Source organism: Micromonospora sp. MP36 (genome assembly GCF_008119785.1).
In the GTDB taxonomy this organism is placed as follows: domain Bacteria; phylum Actinomycetota; class Actinomycetes; order Mycobacteriales; family Micromonosporaceae; genus Micromonospora.
This window is the reverse complement of record NZ_VSFA01000134.1, coordinates 1-15,629: the sequence shown is the minus strand read 5'-3', so window position 1 is coordinate 15,629 and position 15,629 is coordinate 1. Positions and strand designations below refer to the sequence as shown.

Annotated in this window: 18 protein-coding genes, 3 tRNA genes and 1 pseudogene; 11 read left to right on the top strand and 11 right to left on the bottom strand. The window is 74.6% G+C overall.

All coding sequences use genetic code 11. The features are described from left to right. Positions 1-18: 18 nt before the first annotated feature. The 3 genes from FXF52_RS36960 (at position 19) to FXF52_RS36950 (ending at position 276) form a co-directional block, all read left to right on the top strand. Positions 19-91 (top strand) — tRNA-Leu (locus FXF52_RS36960). A 31-nt stretch (positions 92-122) separates the two neighbouring features. After that, positions 123-195, top strand: a tRNA-Arg gene (locus tag FXF52_RS36955). Positions 196-205: 10 nt separating this feature from the next. Next, positions 206-276 (top strand) — tRNA-Cys (locus FXF52_RS36950). Between the two features lie 40 nt (positions 277-316). Here FXF52_RS36950 and FXF52_RS36945 read toward each other — a convergent pair. The 3 genes from FXF52_RS36945 to FXF52_RS36935 form a co-directional block, all read right to left on the bottom strand. Next, a complete protein-coding gene (locus FXF52_RS36945) occupies positions 317-685 on the bottom strand; it encodes a DUF3037 domain-containing protein (RefSeq protein ID WP_148804321.1) in 369 nt (122 codons plus the stop codon). Then, positions 682-1,440, bottom strand: a complete 759-nt coding sequence (locus FXF52_RS36940; RefSeq protein WP_148804320.1) for a HipA family kinase — start codon at positions 1,438-1,440, stop codon at positions 682-684. Before FXF52_RS36940 ends, FXF52_RS36945 begins: the two co-directional genes overlap by 4 nt. A 93-nt stretch (positions 1,441-1,533) precedes the next feature. Further along, on the bottom strand, positions 1,534-2,025 hold the full coding sequence (locus FXF52_RS36935; protein ID WP_148804319.1) for a hypothetical protein: 492 nt from the start codon (positions 2,023-2,025) through the stop codon (positions 1,534-1,536). A 121-nt stretch (positions 2,026-2,146) separates the two neighbouring features. Here FXF52_RS36935 and FXF52_RS36930 point away from each other — a divergent pair, with 121 nt between their 5' ends. The 3 genes from FXF52_RS36930 (at position 2,147) to FXF52_RS36920 (ending at position 4,158) form a co-directional block, all read left to right on the top strand. Beyond that, positions 2,147-2,365, top strand: coding sequence for a hypothetical protein (locus FXF52_RS36930; protein WP_148804318.1), 219 nt, complete (start codon positions 2,147-2,149; stop codon positions 2,363-2,365). A 63-nt stretch (positions 2,366-2,428) separates the two neighbouring features. Continuing rightward, positions 2,429-3,019: a TetR/AcrR family transcriptional regulator gene (locus tag FXF52_RS36925; RefSeq protein ID WP_187413934.1), complete on the top strand. Its 591-nt coding sequence runs from the start codon at positions 2,429-2,431 to the stop codon at positions 3,017-3,019. Beyond that, positions 3,016-4,158 carry a glycosyltransferase gene (locus tag FXF52_RS36920; RefSeq protein WP_148804316.1) on the top strand — a complete coding sequence of 381 codons (1,143 nt, stop codon included), beginning with the start codon at positions 3,016-3,018 and terminating at the stop codon, positions 4,156-4,158. Before FXF52_RS36925 ends, FXF52_RS36920 begins: the two co-directional genes overlap by 4 nt. Here FXF52_RS36920 and FXF52_RS36915 read toward each other — a convergent pair. From FXF52_RS36915 to FXF52_RS36895, 5 genes are all read right to left on the bottom strand, one after another. Continuing rightward, positions 4,118-5,008, bottom strand: a complete 891-nt coding sequence (locus FXF52_RS36915; protein WP_148804315.1) for a Gmad2 immunoglobulin-like domain-containing protein — start codon at positions 5,006-5,008, stop codon at positions 4,118-4,120. The two genes, FXF52_RS36920 and FXF52_RS36915, sit on opposite strands and share 41 nt — an antisense overlap. Continuing rightward, positions 4,996-6,387 (bottom strand): HAMP domain-containing sensor histidine kinase, encoded by a 1,392-nt coding sequence (locus FXF52_RS36910; protein ID WP_148804314.1) that lies wholly within the window; start codon positions 6,385-6,387, stop codon positions 4,996-4,998. Before FXF52_RS36910 ends, FXF52_RS36915 begins: the two co-directional genes overlap by 13 nt. Positions 6,388-6,394: 7 nt before the next feature. Further along, entirely contained in the window at positions 6,395-7,075 is a 681-nt protein-coding gene (locus FXF52_RS36905) for a response regulator transcription factor (RefSeq protein ID WP_148804313.1), read from the bottom strand. 92 nt (positions 7,076-7,167) lie between these two features. Then, positions 7,168-7,722: a hypothetical protein gene (locus tag FXF52_RS36900; protein WP_187413933.1), complete on the bottom strand. Its 555-nt coding sequence runs from the start codon at positions 7,720-7,722 to the stop codon at positions 7,168-7,170. A 140-nt stretch (positions 7,723-7,862) separates the two neighbouring features. Then, positions 7,863-9,128 (bottom strand): MFS transporter, encoded by a 1,266-nt coding sequence (locus tag FXF52_RS36895; protein WP_148804312.1) that lies wholly within the window; start codon positions 9,126-9,128, stop codon positions 7,863-7,865. Here FXF52_RS36895 and FXF52_RS36890 point away from each other — a divergent pair. After that, entirely contained in the window at positions 9,127-10,203 is a 1,077-nt protein-coding gene (locus FXF52_RS36890; protein ID WP_148804311.1) for a DUF5937 family protein, read from the top strand. The two genes, FXF52_RS36895 and FXF52_RS36890, sit on opposite strands and share 2 nt — an antisense overlap. A gap of 4 nt (positions 10,204-10,207) precedes the next feature. Then, positions 10,208-10,627 (top strand): NUDIX domain-containing protein, encoded by a 420-nt coding sequence (locus FXF52_RS36885; protein WP_148804310.1) that lies wholly within the window; start codon positions 10,208-10,210, stop codon positions 10,625-10,627. Between the two features lie 83 nt (positions 10,628-10,710). Here FXF52_RS36885 and FXF52_RS36880 read toward each other — a convergent pair whose 3' ends face one another. Next, positions 10,711-11,031: a TraR/DksA family transcriptional regulator gene (locus FXF52_RS36880; RefSeq protein WP_148804309.1), complete on the bottom strand. Its 321-nt coding sequence runs from the start codon at positions 11,029-11,031 to the stop codon at positions 10,711-10,713. 73 nt (positions 11,032-11,104) lie between these two features. Further along, positions 11,105-11,920 carry a rod shape-determining protein gene (locus tag FXF52_RS36875; RefSeq protein WP_148804308.1) on the bottom strand — a complete coding sequence of 272 codons (816 nt, stop codon included), beginning with the start codon at positions 11,918-11,920 and terminating at the stop codon, positions 11,105-11,107. 518 nt (positions 11,921-12,438) lie between these two features. On the opposite strand from FXF52_RS36875, the gene FXF52_RS36870 reads away from it, so the two are divergent. Next, positions 12,439-12,642, top strand: a complete 204-nt coding sequence (locus FXF52_RS36870) for a hypothetical protein (RefSeq protein ID WP_148804307.1) — start codon at positions 12,439-12,441, stop codon at positions 12,640-12,642. Between the two features lie 156 nt (positions 12,643-12,798). Then, positions 12,799-13,047: a potassium transporter TrkA gene (locus FXF52_RS36865; RefSeq protein ID WP_148804306.1), complete on the top strand. Its 249-nt coding sequence runs from the start codon at positions 12,799-12,801 to the stop codon at positions 13,045-13,047. Between the two features lie 9 nt (positions 13,048-13,056). Here FXF52_RS36865 and FXF52_RS36860 read toward each other — a convergent pair whose 3' ends face one another. Next, positions 13,057-14,301, bottom strand: coding sequence for a CdaR family transcriptional regulator (locus FXF52_RS36860; RefSeq protein WP_148804305.1), 1,245 nt, complete (start codon positions 14,299-14,301; stop codon positions 13,057-13,059). Between the two features lie 192 nt (positions 14,302-14,493). On the opposite strand from FXF52_RS36860, the pseudogene FXF52_RS36855 reads away from it, so the two are divergent. Then, positions 14,494-15,629, top strand: a pseudogene (locus tag FXF52_RS36855) (hypothetical protein); the annotation flags it as partial.

Here is a 15,629-nt window from a genome sequence, read left to right as displayed (position 1 = left end):
GGCCCCCGCAGTGATCAGGCCCGGGTAGCCCAACGGGAGAGGCACCGTTTTCAGGGAACGGCAAGTGCGCGTTCGAATCGCGCCCCGGGTACGTACGGCGCGGTGTTCCCGCGCCCGCTCATGCCCCCGTGGCGCAGCGGAGAGCGCGTCGGATTCCGGATCCGAAGGCCGCTGGTTCGAATCCAGCCGGGGGCACGAACCTCCCGACCGAGTGCCCGAGAGGCCAGGGAACGGTCCGCAAAACCGTGCACGTGGGTTCGAATCCCACCTCGGTCTCGATCTGCCGTCCACTGTGCAGTTGATCGGCGTCGCCCGCTCAGCGCACCAGCGTCTCCAGCAGCCGGTCCAGCTCCGCTGCCGGGTCGGTGGTGAGGCCCGTGTGCACCGGTCCGGCCTGGATCATCGTGCTGCGCGGAGCGACCAGCCAGCGGAACCGCTCGCCGTGCCGCATTCCCGCCGACGGGCCGTCCCCCAGGCAGGTGCGGTCCCACGAGCCCAGCGCCGCGGCGACCTCGGTCAGGTCCACGTCGGGCGCGAGCGCCCGGGCCCGGTCGGCGTCCAGGTGGGTACGCGCGCCGAGGAAGTCGAGGCCCTGGCAGTAGAGGATCACCCCGACGTTGATCTGCTCGCCGCGCTCGATTCGGGGCACCAGGCGGATCACCGCGTACTCGAAGGGCTGTCTCATGCGACGCTCTCCTGCGGCAGCCAGTCGGCGGTGCGGGCGACCCGCCGGGCGAGGTGGTCAGCGTACGCGGCCCGGGCCGTGTCGGCGGAGTCGAAGTCGGGGCCGGCCAGCCATTCGTCGGGGACCAGGGCGAGCACCTCGGTCAGCAGTGCGGGGGTGACCCGCGGTGTCAGGTCGTCGTCCGCCTCGGCCAACTGGGTGGCGTACGGGGCGAGCACGTGGTCGTCGGCCCGGTACGCCCGGTGCACGGCCGCTTCGGCGCGGGGCCAGTTGTGGTGGAAGTACAGGCAGGCGCCGTGGTCGATCAGCCACAGCTGCCGGTGCCAGATCAGCAGGTTGGGGTTGCGCCAGCTGCGGTCGACGTTCTCGGTGAACGCGTCGAACCAGAGCACCCGGGAGGCGAGCGCCGGGTCGACCGGGTGCGCGATGGGGTCGTAGCCGAGTGCCCCGGGTAGGAAGTCCATCCCGAGGTTGGCCCCGCCGCTGCCGCGCAGCAGCTCCTGTACCTCCTCGTCCGGCTCGGCCCGGCCGATGACCGGGTCGATGTCGAGCACCACGAGGCGGGGTACGGCCAGCCCGAGCCGGCGGGCCAGTTCCCCGCAGATCACCTCGGCGACGAGGGCCTTCGGGCCTTGTCCCGCGCCGCGGAACTTCGCCACGTAGGTGCCGAGGTCGTCGGCCTCGACCACGCCGGGCAGTGAGCCGCCCTCCCGCAGGGGGGTGACGTAGCGGATTCCGGTGACCTGGCGCAGCACGGCACCCACCCTAGTGCGGTGGCCACCGGGCTTCGCCGCGTGTCCGGATCTCATGGATTCTCGCTGGGCGGGGGAGCGACTCCGTGGGCCGGGTCAGGTGCCGGGCCACCCCTCGACCGGGTGTACCCGCACCGGGTCCAGGTGCAGTTCGTAGGGGGTGTAGCAGTCGGCGGCGAGCGTCGCGAGCTGGTTGCCGCAAGGGCATGCCCGGTTCGGGCCGTGCTGCCCGGTCGGGCCGCAGCAGCCGGAGCTGTTCTCCCAGTTGGGTAGCGGCTGCAGGGCGGGGGCGTCGTCCGGGTGGATGACGACGGTGTTCCGCGGGCCTGCCGAGATCACGAAGGCATCGTCGATCACCATGAGGTTCCCTCGTGGTTGGCACGGTTCCGGGTTCTGGTCGTCCTGCGGTATGTAGGGTGCGCCCCAGGGGTCCGGCTCGACGGCGTAGTGACCGAGCGGCACGGTGGAGGGGAGCCGCCGCGTCTTCGGGTCTCGGTCGGCCTCGTCGGGCGCGTCGGGAACGGTCGGCAGGGCGGCTAGGTCGGGCGTCAGTGCGACGCTGCAGCGGGCGCACAGGAAGACGGTCACGGCGGCATTGTCCCGCGGGTCCATCCATGCGTGATCACCGTTCGTGCGGGGGTGAGTGGCGGGCTGGTCCTGGCCTCGCTAACGGGCCCGTGCGGCCCCTCGTTTCGCTACGGTGAGTAGCGTGGCGATCGCGAAGCTGCGCCTGCGTGGCGGGCCGTACGACGGGATGCACGTGGACTGGGAAGTGCCGGACGCGGACGATCCGCCGGTGACCTACCAGCTGAAGCTGCACGGACCCCATGAAACGGCGGAGACCGTCGAATATCGCCGGGTGGAGCGCGCGCCGGCGGGCGCGATCGAGTCGTGGATCTACGAGACGCCGGCGGCCACTACCGGGTAGGTGGAGTCATTTTCGTGTCAATGTCATTGACGCGAAAGCGGGTCGCGGTGTTCAGTGAAGGTTGTGAACGCCAAGCGGACCTACGTACAGACGGCGCGGGCCGCATCGGCGGCGCGTACCAGGCAGCGCATCGTGGATGCCACGGTGGCGCTGGTCCGGCGGCAGGCGTCGGTGGAGATCGTGCTCACCGACGTGGCCGAGTCCGCCCAGGTCAGCGTGCAGACGGTGCTGCGGCACTTCGGCAGCCGGGACGGCCTGTTCGAGGCGGCGGCGGCGCAAGCGGTGCAGCAGGTCAGTGCGGAACGACGCGCCCCGGCCGGCGACGTCGGTGCCGCCGTAGCGGCTCTCTTCGACCATTACGACCGCTGGGGCGAGGTGATGCTGCGCTTCCTCGCCCGGGAGGCGCACGACCCGAAGGTCTACGCGGTCACCGAGCAGGGGCGCGAATTCCATCGTGACTGGGTCGGGCAGGTCTTCGCGCCGATGCTCGCGGCCCGGCCGGCCGGCGCGCGGGAGGCGGTCACCGATCTGCTGGTCATCGCGACGGACCTGTACACCTGGAAGCTTCTCACCCGAGACCGCCGGTTGGCCCGGGAGCAGGCCGAGGCGAGGGTCCGGCAGCTCATCGCAGCGATTCTTGGGGAGTCGTCATGACGTCATCGCTGTTCGTCACCTGGGATGGTGGCGGCAATGTGCCGCCGGCGCTCGGTGTCGCCGCCGAACTTCAGCGCCGCGGGCACGCGGTACGGATGCTCGGCCACCCCGGGCAACGGCAGGCGGTGGAGGCGGCCGGGTTGCGTTTCGAGCCGTACCGGCACGCCCGCGCCTGGTCGCCGGTGACGCGTGCCAACAGCCCGCGGTGGGCCGTGAACTATCTACGACTGTTCACCGAGGCGGCCGTGGGTGTCGATGTGGCCGAGTCGCTGCGCCGCGAGCCGACCGACGTCGCGGTGGTCGACTGCATGCTGCTGGCGGGGATCAAGGCCGCGCAGGACCTCGCCGTCCCGCAGGTGACGCTCATGCACACCGTGCACCGCTACCTGCACGATGCTTGGGTGCGGGGGCCGATCGGAGTGGTCGCCCGTGCCAAGGGCATGCCGCCGGCGCGGCTGTGGCGCCGCAGCGACCTGAGTCTGCTGGTCACCGTGGCAGGCCTGGACGAGGCCGCGGCGCTGCCCGCGAACGTGCGGGTCACCGGCCCGGTGTGGCCGGCCGGTGCGCCTGCCCCGATGCCCCACGCGGCGCGGCAGCCACGGATCCTGATCAGCCTCAGCTCGATCTACTACGTCGGGCAGAAGGCGGTGTTGCAGTCGATCCTGGAGGCGGTCGCTGACCTGCCGGTGCAGGCGGTGCTGACCATCGGCCACGGTGTGGCGGCCGACGAACTCCGCCCACCGGCCAACGTCGAGGTGCACCAGTTCCTGCCGCACGCCCAGGTCCTGCCGACCGTGAGCCTGGTTGTGGGGCACGCCGGTCACAGCACCACCATGCAGGCGCTCGCGCATGATCTGCCGATGGTGCTCATCCCCATGACCCGGCTGGCCGACCAGCCCGCGGTGGCGCGGGCCGTCGCCCGTCAGGGCGCGGCCACCGTGTTGCACAAGACCGCCTCGGTCGGCGACATCCGAGCCGCGATCGTCCAGATGCTCGGCGATGGCCCGCACCGTGCTGCCGCGGCCCGGCTCGGCAGGCATATCCGCTCGGCCGACGGTGCGGCGGTCGCCGCCGACCTGATCGAGAAGCTGGCCGTGCCTAACCCCCGGTCAGGACGACCGGAACAGCCACGACGTTGACCCGGGAACCGTCCCGGGCGGACACCTCGTACACCTCGATCGTGCCCGGTCCGGTGCGGTCCAGCCGGTAGCCGACCCGGATCCGGTAGTCGCCGCGGCAGCCGGAGCCGCAGGTGGCGGTGGTGAAGGCGGTGCCGATCTCCCGGCCGGCCGGGTCGAGGACCCGGGCGCTCACGGTGGCCTCGAAGACGTCGGCGGTCCCGGTCACCGTCACCGGGCTGGTGACCCGGTCGCCGACGGACGGGGCGGTCACCACGATGGGGGGCAGGAGGTCGGCGTAGTCGCCGCGCCCGGTGGGTGTGGTGTCGGTCGGGCCGAAGGCCACCCGGCGCACGGTGGGGAACTGGGTCAGCGTCCAGACCACCTGGGCGTGGCGCAGCCGCACGCTGGCCGCCCCGCCGGCGTCGATGCCGGCCGGCGGGGCCAGCGTCGCCACTCCGTCGGCGATGTGGACGACCTGGCCGCCGGGCGGGACGAGGGTGGTCAGCCCGGCCGCCGTCTCGGCGCGGCTGGGGCCGGTGGCCAGTTCGGCGAGGGCCAGCCGGGACGTGGTGAGGGTGGCCGGCAGCGTACGTCGGGTCGGGGCGAGCTTCCCGTCCCGGGTGAACCAGAGCTGCACGGTGATGGTGCCGCTCGCGGTGGTGTCCGGGGCGAGTGGGGTGGAGGACGCCGACGGTTGACGGCGGCTCGGCGACGGGCTGGCCGGGTGAGTCCGGCTGGTTCCGGTCGGGGTGGCGGCGGCGCTGGTGGATGCGCCAGCGGGGGCCGGGCCGAGGGTGCCGGTGCGGGCCGGCGCGCAGCCGGCGGTGAGCAGGAGCAGCGCCGCGAGCGGCGCGGTCAGACGTCGCACGGGTCACCTCCGAGGGGGAGTGCGAGCTGGAAGCGGGTGCCCCGGCCGACCTCGCTGTGCGCCGCCAGCCGCCCGCCGAGCAGCCGGGTGTTCTCCAGGGCGATGGCCAGGCCGAGGCCGCTGCCGGGTCCGGTGCGGGCCGGGTCGGCCTTGTAGAAGCGGTCGAACAGGTGTGGCAGGTGCTCGGCGGGGATGCCGGGGCCCTGGTCGGTGACCTCGACGAGAACCTTCCCGCCGGTGTGGCGTACCTCGGCCCGGACCTCGCCGCCGCCGTGTTCGACCGCGTTGGACACCAGGTTGGCCAGCACCCGTTCCAGCCGGCGCGGGTCGGTGTGGGTGGTGGGCGCCTCCCCGGCCACGGTCACCCGGTCGGCCCAGCCCCGCGCGTCGACGATCCCGCGGAGCAGCGCGGCGACGTCCACCGGCCGGATCGACACGGGCTCCCGCCCGGCGTCGAGGCGGGAGATCTCCATCAGCTCCTCGACGAGCCGGCGGAGCCGGACCACGTCGGTGACGAGGAGTTCGGCGGCGCGGCGGGCGTCGGCGGGGAGCGCGTCGAGCTGGTCGGCGAGCAGCGACGCCGCGGCCACCAGGGCGGTGACCGGGGTACGCAGTTCGTGCGCCACGTCGGCGGTGAACCGCCGCTCCCGGGCCTGCGCCTGGGACAGCGCCTCGATCTTGTTCTCCAGCGCCTCGGCCATCTCGTTGAACGACGCGGCCCACCCGCTGAACTCGTCGCGGCCGTGCACCGGCAGCCGGGTGTGCAGCAGCCCTTCGGCCACGGCCCGGGCCGCCCGGCTGGCCCGGCCCACCGGCTCCAGGGTGCGTCGGGCGAGGGTGTTGCCCACCGCGGCGGCGAGCAGCACCACCGCCCCCCAGCCGACCGCCAGCGCGGTGCGGAGCTGGTGGAGGCCGTCGGCGAGATCGTCCTCGACGGTCACCACGTACAGCTCGGCGGTGGAGCCGGGGATCCGGCCGCCGACCACGAGCAGGTGCGGCCGGGCGCCGCCGGGGGAGCGCTGGAAGCCGAGCTGCCCGGCGGCGACCGCGTCCCGCAGGGCCGGGCCGGGCGTCGGCGCGTAGCGGGGGTTCGACACCTGGGTGCCGCCGGCGACCAGCAGCACGTGCCGTCCGCTCTGCTCGAAGCTGGCCAGCAGGTCCGCCTGGCGGGCGTCGGTCAGCGGCAGGAACTGGGCGGCCAGGACGAGCTGGTAGCGGGCGTCGGCGGCGGCGCGTTGCAGCGAGCCGTCGAACCGGGCCTGCCGCAGCATCAGGTACGACCCGCCGGCGAGCGCGCCGGCGGAGACCCCGGCGACGAGTACGAACGCGACGACGAGCCGGCGCCGCAGGCGCCCGGGCGCGACCCTGCCCGCGGCCATCGCGCCGTCACCCCGTCGCCAGCTTGTAGCCCGCCCCGCGCACCGTCTTGATCAGTGCCGGGGCGGCGGGGTCGTCCTCCACCTTGGCGCGCAGCCGTTGCACCGCCACGTCCACGAGCCGGGAGTCGCCGAGGTAGGTGTGCCCCCACACCCGGTCGAGCAGCAGTTCGCGGGTGAACACCTGCCCGGGTCGGCGGGCCAGCTCCAGCAGCAGCCGGAACTCGGTCGCGGTGAGGGCCAGCTCGCGGCCGGCCTTGCGGGCCACGAACCGGGCCGGGTCGATCTCCAGCGGCCCGGCCGTCACGGTGGTCTCGGTGACCGGGGCGACCGTGCGGCGCAGCACCGCGCGGACCCGGGCGACCAGTTCCGGGAGGTCGAACGGTTTGCGCAGGTAGTCGTCGGCGCCGCACTCCAGTCCGACGACCACGTCGATGGTGTCGGTGCGGGCGGTGAGCATCAGGATCGGCACCTGGCTGGTCCGCCGGATCTCCCGGCAGACCTCGAAGCCGTCGAGGCCGGGCAGCATCACGTCGAGCACGATCAGGTCGACCGGCCGGGCCCGCCACGCGGCGAGGGCCGTGGGGCCGTCGACCGCGGTGTCCACCCGGAACCCGGACCGGCGCAGGCCGAGGGCGGTGACCTCCCGGATGGAGGCATCGTCCTCGACGACCAGCACGCGGCCCTCCATGCGGCTCAGGGTAGCCGGGTGCGACACTGCGGGACCCTGGCGCAACGGTCGGTGATGGGGGCCCGGTCGGCTCCCCATCACCGCCGCCGCACTTACGCCTGCCACTGGTGGGCCACGTCGAGCACGATCCGGCTGTGCGTACCGGGGCCGTTGAGCGCGAAGACCCGGAACGGCAGCCGGGCGCGGACGCCCACGGCGAAGGTGGTGTAGCCCTCGAAGCTGCCGCCGAAGACCACGTCCCGCAGGGTCCGGTAGCCCAGCACGTTCGCCGCGTGCGCCCCGGTGCGATAGGGCACGGTGGCGGCGTGGTGCTCGTCGTACGCCGGGGCGCACAGCGAGACCCGCAGCAGCGCCCCACCGGCGGTGTACGGGGACAGTGCCAGCCCCTGCCCCTCGGTGTGGGTCTCCCCGTACGCGACCGACCAGCCGTCGGCCGGGCCGGCGAACTCGAAGACCACCCGGTCCCAGCACTCGTGCCGCCCGGTGCGGACCTCGACCAGCGGGGCCGTGCTCAGCGCGCCGCCCGCCCTGGCGGTGCTGCCCCAGGTGATCCCGCAGTACGGCGTGGCCGCCGCGGCCCCGCCGACGCCGGCGACCAGCCCGCCGAGCACGACGACCAGCGCCACCAGCGCTCTCCTGATTCTCATCGCTGTCCTCCTGTCGATACCCGGGACGAGCACCGGACCGTCGCCGGTGGTCCCGTGGCTCGACGGTCGGCCCGCCGTGCCACGGGGGCTTCGCAGTGGGGTAACCGGCGGGTAACAGCGCCGCCCGCACGGCCAGGGGGTCACCGGTCGGCCGGCGGCACCGCTGCCGGGTCGGCCAGGGTGCGCAGCGGCGAGCGGAGCACCGGCAGCCAGGTCAGCGCCGCGCCGATCGCGCCGACCCAGAGCGAGGTACGCGGGCCCGCGTACTGGCCGAGCAGGCCGGCCAGCCCGGCGCCGACCGCGATCGCGCCGGTCAGCAGGAAGCGGAAGGTGGCGTTCATCCGGCCGAGCAGCGCGTCCGGGGTGACCCGCTGCCGCAGGCTGACCCCGATCACGTTGCCGATCCCGGTACGCCAGGCCAGCGCCAGCCAGCCGAGGCCGGCCAGCCATAGCCAGGCTCCGGTGTCGACCAGCGCGACGAGCGCGCCGGCCGGCGCGACCAGCACCCCGGGCAGCCACAGCGCCCGGCCGTGCCCGACCCGGGCGGCCAGCGGACGGGCCGTCACCGCGCCCAGCAGCGCCCCGACCCCACCGGCGCCGAGGAAGAGCCCGAGCACGCCGGCGCCGAGCCCGAGCTCGCGCAGGAAGACCACCGGCAGCATGGTGGTCATCAGGTTGACCGTGAGGTTGATGCCGGCCAGCGAGAGGGCGAGCGGGCGCAGCAGCGGGTTGCCCAGCACGTGCCGTACGCCCTCGGCGAGCTGCCGGCCGAAGCCGCCGGCCGGCCGGTCCCCGCCGGGCGCGGTGGTGGCGGTGGGGCGTACCCGGGTGAGGGCGAGCGCGGAGAGCAGGTGGGTGACCGCGTTCAGGGCCAGCGCGAGCGGCGCCCCGAGCCACTGCACGAGCACCCCGCCGAACCCCCGGCCGCCGATCTGGACGGTGGCGTTGGTGGTCATCAGCAGGGAGTTCGCCGCCACCAGCCGGTCCCGGCCGACCAGCTCCGGCAGGAAGCTCTGCGCGGCCACGTCACCGAAGACCGTGGCGACGCCGGTGAGCAGCACCACCGCGTAGAGCTGGCCGATGGTCAGCGCGTCCGCCCACCAGGCCACCGGGATCGAGGCGTACAGGGCGGCACGGGCCAGGTCGGCGGTGAGCATCACGGTGCGGCGGGGTGACCGGTCGACCCACACCCCGGCCGGCAGGCCGATCACCAGGAAGGCGGCGGTGCCGAGCACGGCGAGCAGGCCGACCTGCCCGGGGGTGGCGGCGAGCACCGACACGGCCAGCACCGGCACGGCCAGGTAGCCGACCTGGTAGCCGAGGCTGTCGGCGAGGTTGGCGGCGTAGACGTAGCGGAACGGGCGGGGCCAGCGGGTGGCTGCCGTCGAGGGTGTGGTCACGGTCATGGCCGCGAGCCTGGCCGCGACCGCAGCCCCGGTCGATAAGTTTGAGCTGCGTCGAATCCACGGGGAGGTGCCGGTGCTGAGCGTCGCGCTGGGGGTACGGGACCTGGCGAACATCCGGTTCGCGGTGTCGCCGCTGTGGGAGGCGGTGGCCAGCGTCCGGGTGGTCAAGAACCCGGACCAGTTTCCGGCACATCTGCCCTGGCACCGGCAGGTCCGGCCGCGGCTGTCCGCCGTGGACTGGCGGCTCTTCGCCGACCTCGTGCCGGTGCCGACCGTGGTGATCCCGTCGTTCGTCTGCCCGCCCCCGCCGGCCGCGCAGCCCACCATCGAGTGGGAACTGGCCGCGCTCGCCGCCACTCCGCCCGAGGCGGTCCGCGCCGGCCTGGACGAGCTGCCCGGCCCGCGCTCGCCCCGGCTCGCCGCGCTGTACGCCGACCCGCCGGCTGGGCTCGCCCGCCTCGCCGAGGCGATCGCCGGGTACGTCGAGGCGGCGATCGCCCCGTACTGGCCGCGGATGCGGACGTTGCTGGAGCGGGAGGTGTTCGTCGGCGCGGGGCGGATGGCCGCCGACGGCGTGCGCGGCCTGCTCGACCGGATCGACCCGTACGTCTCGTGGGACGACGGCACGCTGCTCGTCGATCACCTGACCCGCGCTGGCGCGGTCGACCTGGAGGGTCGAGGCCTGCTGCTGATCCCGTCGGTCTTCGCCGGCGCTCGGGTCTGGTCCAACCTCACCGAGCCGGCCGCGCAGCCCCTGCTGCGCTACCCGGCGCGGGCGGTCGGGACGCTCTGGGAACGCAGCGCCGCCCCGGCCAGCGAGGCGCTCGCCCGGGTGCTGGGGCGGACCCGGGCCACCCTGCTGCACGAGCTGGCCGTGCCGGCCGCCACCACCGAGTTGGCGCGGCGGTGCGGGCTTTCCGCCGGCACCGTGTCACACCACCTCACCGCGCTGCGCGACGCCGGCCTGGTGGGCACCCACCGGGCCGGCCGGTTCCTGCTCTACGCCCGGACCAGCTCCGCCGAGGCGTTGCTGGCCGGGGCCGGGCCGGCCGAGCGGACCGATGCCGCACAATGAGCCGATGTCCGCGCGTACCCCTTCGGTGTCCTGCGTCTTCGTCTGCCACGACGGTGCCGGCCGGCTGCTGCTGGCCCGGCGCGGCGCCGGCGCCCGCGACGAACCCGGCGCCTGGGACACCGGCGCCGGCGCGCTGGAGTTCGGTGAGACGTTCGAGGCGGCCGTCACCCGCGAGGTCCGTGAGGAGTATGCGACGTCGCCGCTGGCGATCACGCTGCTCGGGGTACGCAACGTGCTGCGCGACGACCCGCCCTCGCACTGGGTGGCGGTGGTCTTCGCGGTCCGGGTCGACCCGGCCACGGTCGCCATCGGCGAGCCGCACAAGTTCGACCGGCTCGGCTGGTACACCCGCGACGCGCTGCCCACGCCGCTGCACTCGCAGCTCGCGCCCACCCTGGCGCTGCTACCGGACCACCTGGCCTGACCTGGCCGTCCGGGGCGGCGAGCCACCCCGGACGGCCGTGCCGGTCGGCAGACCGCGGCCGCCACCATGGACGGTGCCGGCGCTCAGACCCGCTGCTTCTGCTGGCAGGGGACGCAGTGGCGGGCCCAGGGCAGGATCTCCAGCCGGGCGACCGGAATCTCACCGCTGCAGCTCTCGCAGCTGCCGTAGCTGCCCTCCGCCATGCGCCGCAGCGCCGCCGCGGTGTCCGCGATGCCCTGGCGGGCGGTCTCCATGAGCCCGCGCAGGGTGTCCGGGTCGTAGCCGCCGTGGCCGGGCTCCCGGGCGTGCGCGGTGAGCGCGGTGAGTTGACCGGTGTGCTCCTCGAACTGCCGTTCGAGGATGTCGCGCAGGGACTTCGCGCGGTCGCTCAGCGTGTCGGTCATGGCGTGGGTACCTTTCACTGGACGCGCCGGCACGGGACCAGCGCGAGGTTGGGGAGGGGTGGGCGGACCAGGCTCAGTCCGCGGCCGGATGGCGGGCCGCAGCCGCCGCGGCCAGGCTCGCGCCGGTCAGCGCGGCCGTGCGAGGTCCTGCGGCGCGGTGCACCGGGATCCCGGTCATCGCGGCGAGGCGCTCTCGCAGGTTGGGTCGGGTGGCGCCGTCCCCGACGATGACCATCCCGCGGGTCAGCGCGCTGGCGGCCGACGGCACGGCCTTCGCGCCCTGGGTCAGCTCCCGCACCAGGCGGGCGAGCGTGTCGGCGAGCATCCCGACCGTGGTGCCGTGGGCGAGGTCGCCGGTGCCGAGGTTCAGCCGCCGGCCGGCGACGACCTGGCTGTCGCGCAGGACCGCCACCTCGGTGAGCTGGGCGCCGATGTCGGCGACGAGCAGTGCCCCGGCGCCGGCGCCGGCGCCGATGGCGGCGGCGCGCACGGTGTCGATGAACAGCAGTCGCGCGGGCGCGAACACCGCGTCGAGGACCTGCCGGGTCGTGTCGTGGTCGGTGGGCGTCGCCAGCAACGGACGGCAGGCGACGACCAACGGCCGGGCCGGCACCGCGATGTGGTGCTGTCGCAGCAGCTGAGCCAGCGCGGCGGCGCACCCGGCACCGTCGACGATCTGGCCACGCCGCACCAGCGGCCGGATCTGCCGGTCGCCGACCGGGGTGCTGAGCGTCCCGTGGCTGCCCACCCGGATCCGCAGTTGCCCGCTGCCGAGGTCGACAGCGATCGGGCTGGGGCGGGTGGTGGCGGGCCCGACGGTGCTGGTGAGCACGGACCCGGAGCCAGCGGTGTGCCGCTGGCGACCGGTGGGGGCCTGGACGACAGGCATGCCGACCTCTTTTTCAACGGTGGATGTGACGATGCCGCCGCCCGGACGTGGGGCGGCGGGAAAGACAACGGAAGGGGCTGACCTCAGCGGTCGCGGTGGGTCGCGGCGGTCAGCCGCTGACCGTGCCCGGAACCCCGAGCGGCCCCGGCCGGCGGGGCGCGGATCGGCGACGGGGACGGCGCGAGGTCGTCGCGGCGCCGTCGGGAGACGTCGGCGGGGCGGCCGCGGCGCGACCGGCCGGCACGGGTGGCAACACCACCATGCTGGTCGTCATCACCTACCTCCTCGCCGGTCAGGAACCTGTCGGACCTCCAGCGTCGGCCGGAAGAGGCGGTCTGACATGGCCCGCGGCCGGCCAACATCCGGCGGCTTCGTTGCCGGCCACCGGCGATGAAGCGCCGGTGGCCGGTGTCCGAGGCGGCACCGGCTGGACCTCCGTCCGGTGGTTCCGGTGCGCGCGTCGGCGGCGGTGGTGCGGGCGGCACCGGCGGGGCCCGTCGGAGGGCTATGGTGACCGCATGCCACCCCACCGGCACCGGTCCGACGTCGCCCAGCGCAGCGCCCTGGCGATGCTCGTGCTGGTCGCCGTGCTCACCGCGTTCCGGCGCGCCCGCCCGGCCGTGGGCCTGTGCATCGTGGTCAGACTGGCGAAGGCCATCCCGGGATGCGTGCCCGCGTGGTCGGCCGACCGGGCGCCGCCGGGGCGTCCCGCCGTCAGCTGACGCGCACCCGAACCCGCACCCTCAGTCCCGGTCCCGTACCCCTGCACCTCGGCGTCGCGGTCCCGCCGCGCGCCGCCACCGGCCGTGGTCGGCTTCGGCCGACCGCCACGGGATCGCGGGCACCCGTCACCAGCCCTTCCAGTACGGAGCACCCCAATGAAGATCGAACGTACGCCGTTGCCGGGCATCGGAGTGCGGCACACTTTCACGACCGCGCAGGGTCGCCGGATCGGTGTGGTCGAGTACCGGGGGCAGGACCGGCGGGACGTGATCCACGACGACCTGGACGACCCGGACAGCACCTGCGGTTTCCGCCTCACCCGGTCCGAGGCGGTGGCGCTGGCCGGCCTGCTGGGCCTGCTCGAGGTGGTCGAGGTCGCCGCCGGCGGCGACCCGTGCGGGTGAGGCCGCCGGCTACGCGGCGGGACCGGGCAGTGGGTGGCGCGGCCAGTCCAGCGCTCGCGCGCCGTACACCGCGGCCTGCAGCGTGAACCGGTCGCTGGGGTCGTTCGGGTCGTAGCCGCTGAGAGTCCGGATCCGGCTCAGCCGATAGGTGACCGTGCGGACCGACACGTGCAGCCGGCGGGCGGCCTCGGTGGCGACGCCGCCGGTGGCGAAGTACGCGTCGAGGGTGTCCAGCAACGGCTGGGCGCCACCGCGGGCGTGTCGCAGCGGGCTGAGCACCGCCTGCACCAGGTCGACGATGGCCGGCTGGTCACGCAGCAGGACACGGTAGATCAGCAGGTCGTGGGCGTCGATGACGGGCGTGTCGGCGTTCAGCCGCTGCGCCATCGTCAGCGCCTCCCGGGCCTCCTCGTAGGAACGGGCGATGCCGTACAGGCCGGGGTGCGGGCGCCCGACCGCCACCTGCCACGGCCCGCCGCGCGGCAGGCGGTCGAGTTCGTTGTGCATCAGCCGCCCGAGGTCGCCGACCGCGCCCCGACCGCGGCCACCCCGGTCGGGGGCCACCGCGTCGGCGGGGGCGATCACTACCAGCAGCCCCTCCTTGGTGGCCACCAGCACGTCCCGGTCACCGAGGCGATCGAAGATGACGGCCTCCAGCGCGCTGATCGCCGCGTCGGTGTCCGGCAGCCGCCGGCTCGGTGCGGCCAGCGCCACCTGGTGCACCCGGGCCAGGTCCAACCCGAACGGCTCGGCCCGCTCCACCAGGCCGCCCAGGTCGGAGTCGCCGCGCAGCAGGTCGTCCACGAGTTCCCGGCGCAGCGTCTCCTCGCGCCGGACCAGGTCCCGGCGGGCGGCGGCGTAGCCCTCGGCGAGGGTCGCCACCGCGCTGTCGACGACGTGCAGCACGGCCTCGGCGGACGCGCGTACCCCCGCGCTGTCGGTGGGCGTGGTCAGCTGCGGCAGCTGCTGCCACAGCCGGCGGGCCGCCGACAGGTACAGCTGGACCGCGCGTCCGGCCGACACGCCCTGCTCGGCGGCGCGCCGCCCGAGCACGCCGACGGCGTCGAGTTCGGCGCGCCGGGGCCGGCGCCCGGTCACCGCCGCCTCCGCGAGCAGCCACAGGTAGTCACCGAGCAGGTCCACCGACACCCCGCCGGCGTCGGCGCTGGCGGCCCGGGCCACCGCCGCCAGGCACGCGTCCCGGTCGGTCTCGATCGCGGGGCCCTGGCCGGACCGCCGGACGCCACCGGTCATCGCCGCCACTCCTCCTGGCCCGTCGCCGGTTCATCGCCGATCCGGTCCCGGCCAGCTTAGCGAGGGGGCGGGGGCGGTCGCCGGAGCCGGCATCGCCGGGCATAGCGGTTCCGGTCCGGGGTATGCGCGCGCGGCAGGCTCGAGCGGGCCCGCGGCGGCCCACGGCCGACCCGACGGCGTGATCAGGGGCAGATGTCGCGAGATGTGGTGGAGCTGCGCGTACACGGGGTCACCGGGGTGCGGGCGGAGGAGTTGCTGGACCACCCGGTGGTGGTCCGGGTCGCCGGTGACCGTGACGCCGGCTTCTACCGCCCCCGCCCGGGCTTCGGCGTCACGTCCGGGCCGGGCGGGGTGGTCATCGAGGCGTACCAGTGGCGGAACCTGACCGCGAGCACGGTGTCCCGGACGCTGTCGCTGATCTTCCTGCTGCCCTTCATGTTCAGCAACCTGGCAGCGTGGCTGCGGCCGCCGGGCGGCAACGGCGACACGGTGAAGGCCCTGTGCCGGGTGCTCGGCGCCACCATCACCGTCATCTTCGTGCTGTCGATCATCGGCGTCACCGTGGACCTCGTCGGCTGGCAGTGCGTGCAGTACCGGCCGTGCACCGCCGGGCGGGGATACCTGGGCTGGCTCGCCGCGTTTCCGATCGGACCCCGGCTGGTCGTTCTCGCCGTGTTCCCGGCGGCCACCATCCGCCTCATCTGGTGGGTGGGTTCGCGCTCCGCGCGCTCCTACGAGGCGTTCGAGTCCACGTACGGCACCTCGGGTGCCCCACCCGGGGACCGGCTCGACGCCCCCGGCTTCTGGAGCGGGGAGACCCTCGTCGGGCGGCTCCGGTCGATCCATGTGGCGATCGCGTACGGCACGCTCGACGTCAGCGTCGTCGTCGCCCTCTTCACCCTGGACCGTCGGCCGGTCGGTGTCGCGCTCATCGTCGCGGCGGTGCTGCTCCTGGCTGTCTGCGTGGTGCTGCTCTGCCTGCCCGCGTTGAGCGCCCCCCACAGCGGCTGGGACTGGACCAGGTCGGTCATCCGGCCACTGCGGGTCGCGGTCGCCGCGATCACCGTCCTGAGCATCGGGTACGCCGCCCTGCCGCGTCCCCCCGTGCCGCAGGGAGGGGCGCTGCCCGGTTTCGCCCTCAGTGTCAATTCGGTGATCCTCGGACAGGCCGCGTTGCTGGTGGCGCTCGCGGTGATCACCGTGTGGCAGCAGCGGGCGGCCCCACCCTCGGCGCGGGCGTTCTTCCGGGGCCTGGGCGCCCCGGTGTTCGGCGCGATCGCGGCGGGGCTCGCGGGGGACCTTTACCCGGGGGTCCGCCACCCGGCGGG

Bases quoted from the DNA above. Each gene is read 5' to 3' on its own strand.
- FXF52_RS36870 (WP_148804307.1), top strand. From the start codon at position 12,439: ATGCCACCCCACCGGCACCGGTCCGACGTCGCCCAGCGCAGCGCCCTG.
- FXF52_RS36920 (WP_148804316.1), top strand. From the start codon at position 3,016: ATGACGTCATCGCTGTTCGTCACCTGGGATGGTGGCGGCAATGTGCCG.
- FXF52_RS36910 (WP_148804314.1), bottom strand. From the start codon at position 6,387: ATGGCCGCGGGCAGGGTCGCGCCCGGGCGCCTGCGGCGCCGGCTCGTC.
- FXF52_RS36945 (WP_148804321.1), bottom strand. From the start codon at position 685: ATGAGACAGCCCTTCGAGTACGCGGTGATCCGCCTGGTGCCCCGAATC.
- FXF52_RS36905 (WP_148804313.1), bottom strand. From the start codon at position 7,075: ATGGAGGGCCGCGTGCTGGTCGTCGAGGACGATGCCTCCATCCGGGAG.
- FXF52_RS36875 (WP_148804308.1), bottom strand. From the start codon at position 11,920: ATGCCTGTCGTCCAGGCCCCCACCGGTCGCCAGCGGCACACCGCTGGC.
- FXF52_RS36895 (WP_148804312.1), bottom strand. From the start codon at position 9,128: ATGACCGTGACCACACCCTCGACGGCAGCCACCCGCTGGCCCCGCCCG.
- FXF52_RS36900 (WP_187413933.1), bottom strand. From the start codon at position 7,722: ATGAGAATCAGGAGAGCGCTGGTGGCGCTGGTCGTCGTGCTCGGCGGG.
- FXF52_RS36885 (WP_148804310.1), top strand. From the start codon at position 10,208: ATGTCCGCGCGTACCCCTTCGGTGTCCTGCGTCTTCGTCTGCCACGAC.
- FXF52_RS36865 (WP_148804306.1), top strand. From the start codon at position 12,799: ATGAAGATCGAACGTACGCCGTTGCCGGGCATCGGAGTGCGGCACACT.
- FXF52_RS36860 (WP_148804305.1), bottom strand. From the start codon at position 14,301: ATGACCGGTGGCGTCCGGCGGTCCGGCCAGGGCCCCGCGATCGAGACC.
- FXF52_RS36880 (WP_148804309.1), bottom strand. From the start codon at position 11,031: ATGACCGACACGCTGAGCGACCGCGCGAAGTCCCTGCGCGACATCCTC.
- FXF52_RS36890 (WP_148804311.1), top strand. From the start codon at position 9,127: ATGGCCGCGAGCCTGGCCGCGACCGCAGCCCCGGTCGATAAGTTTGAG.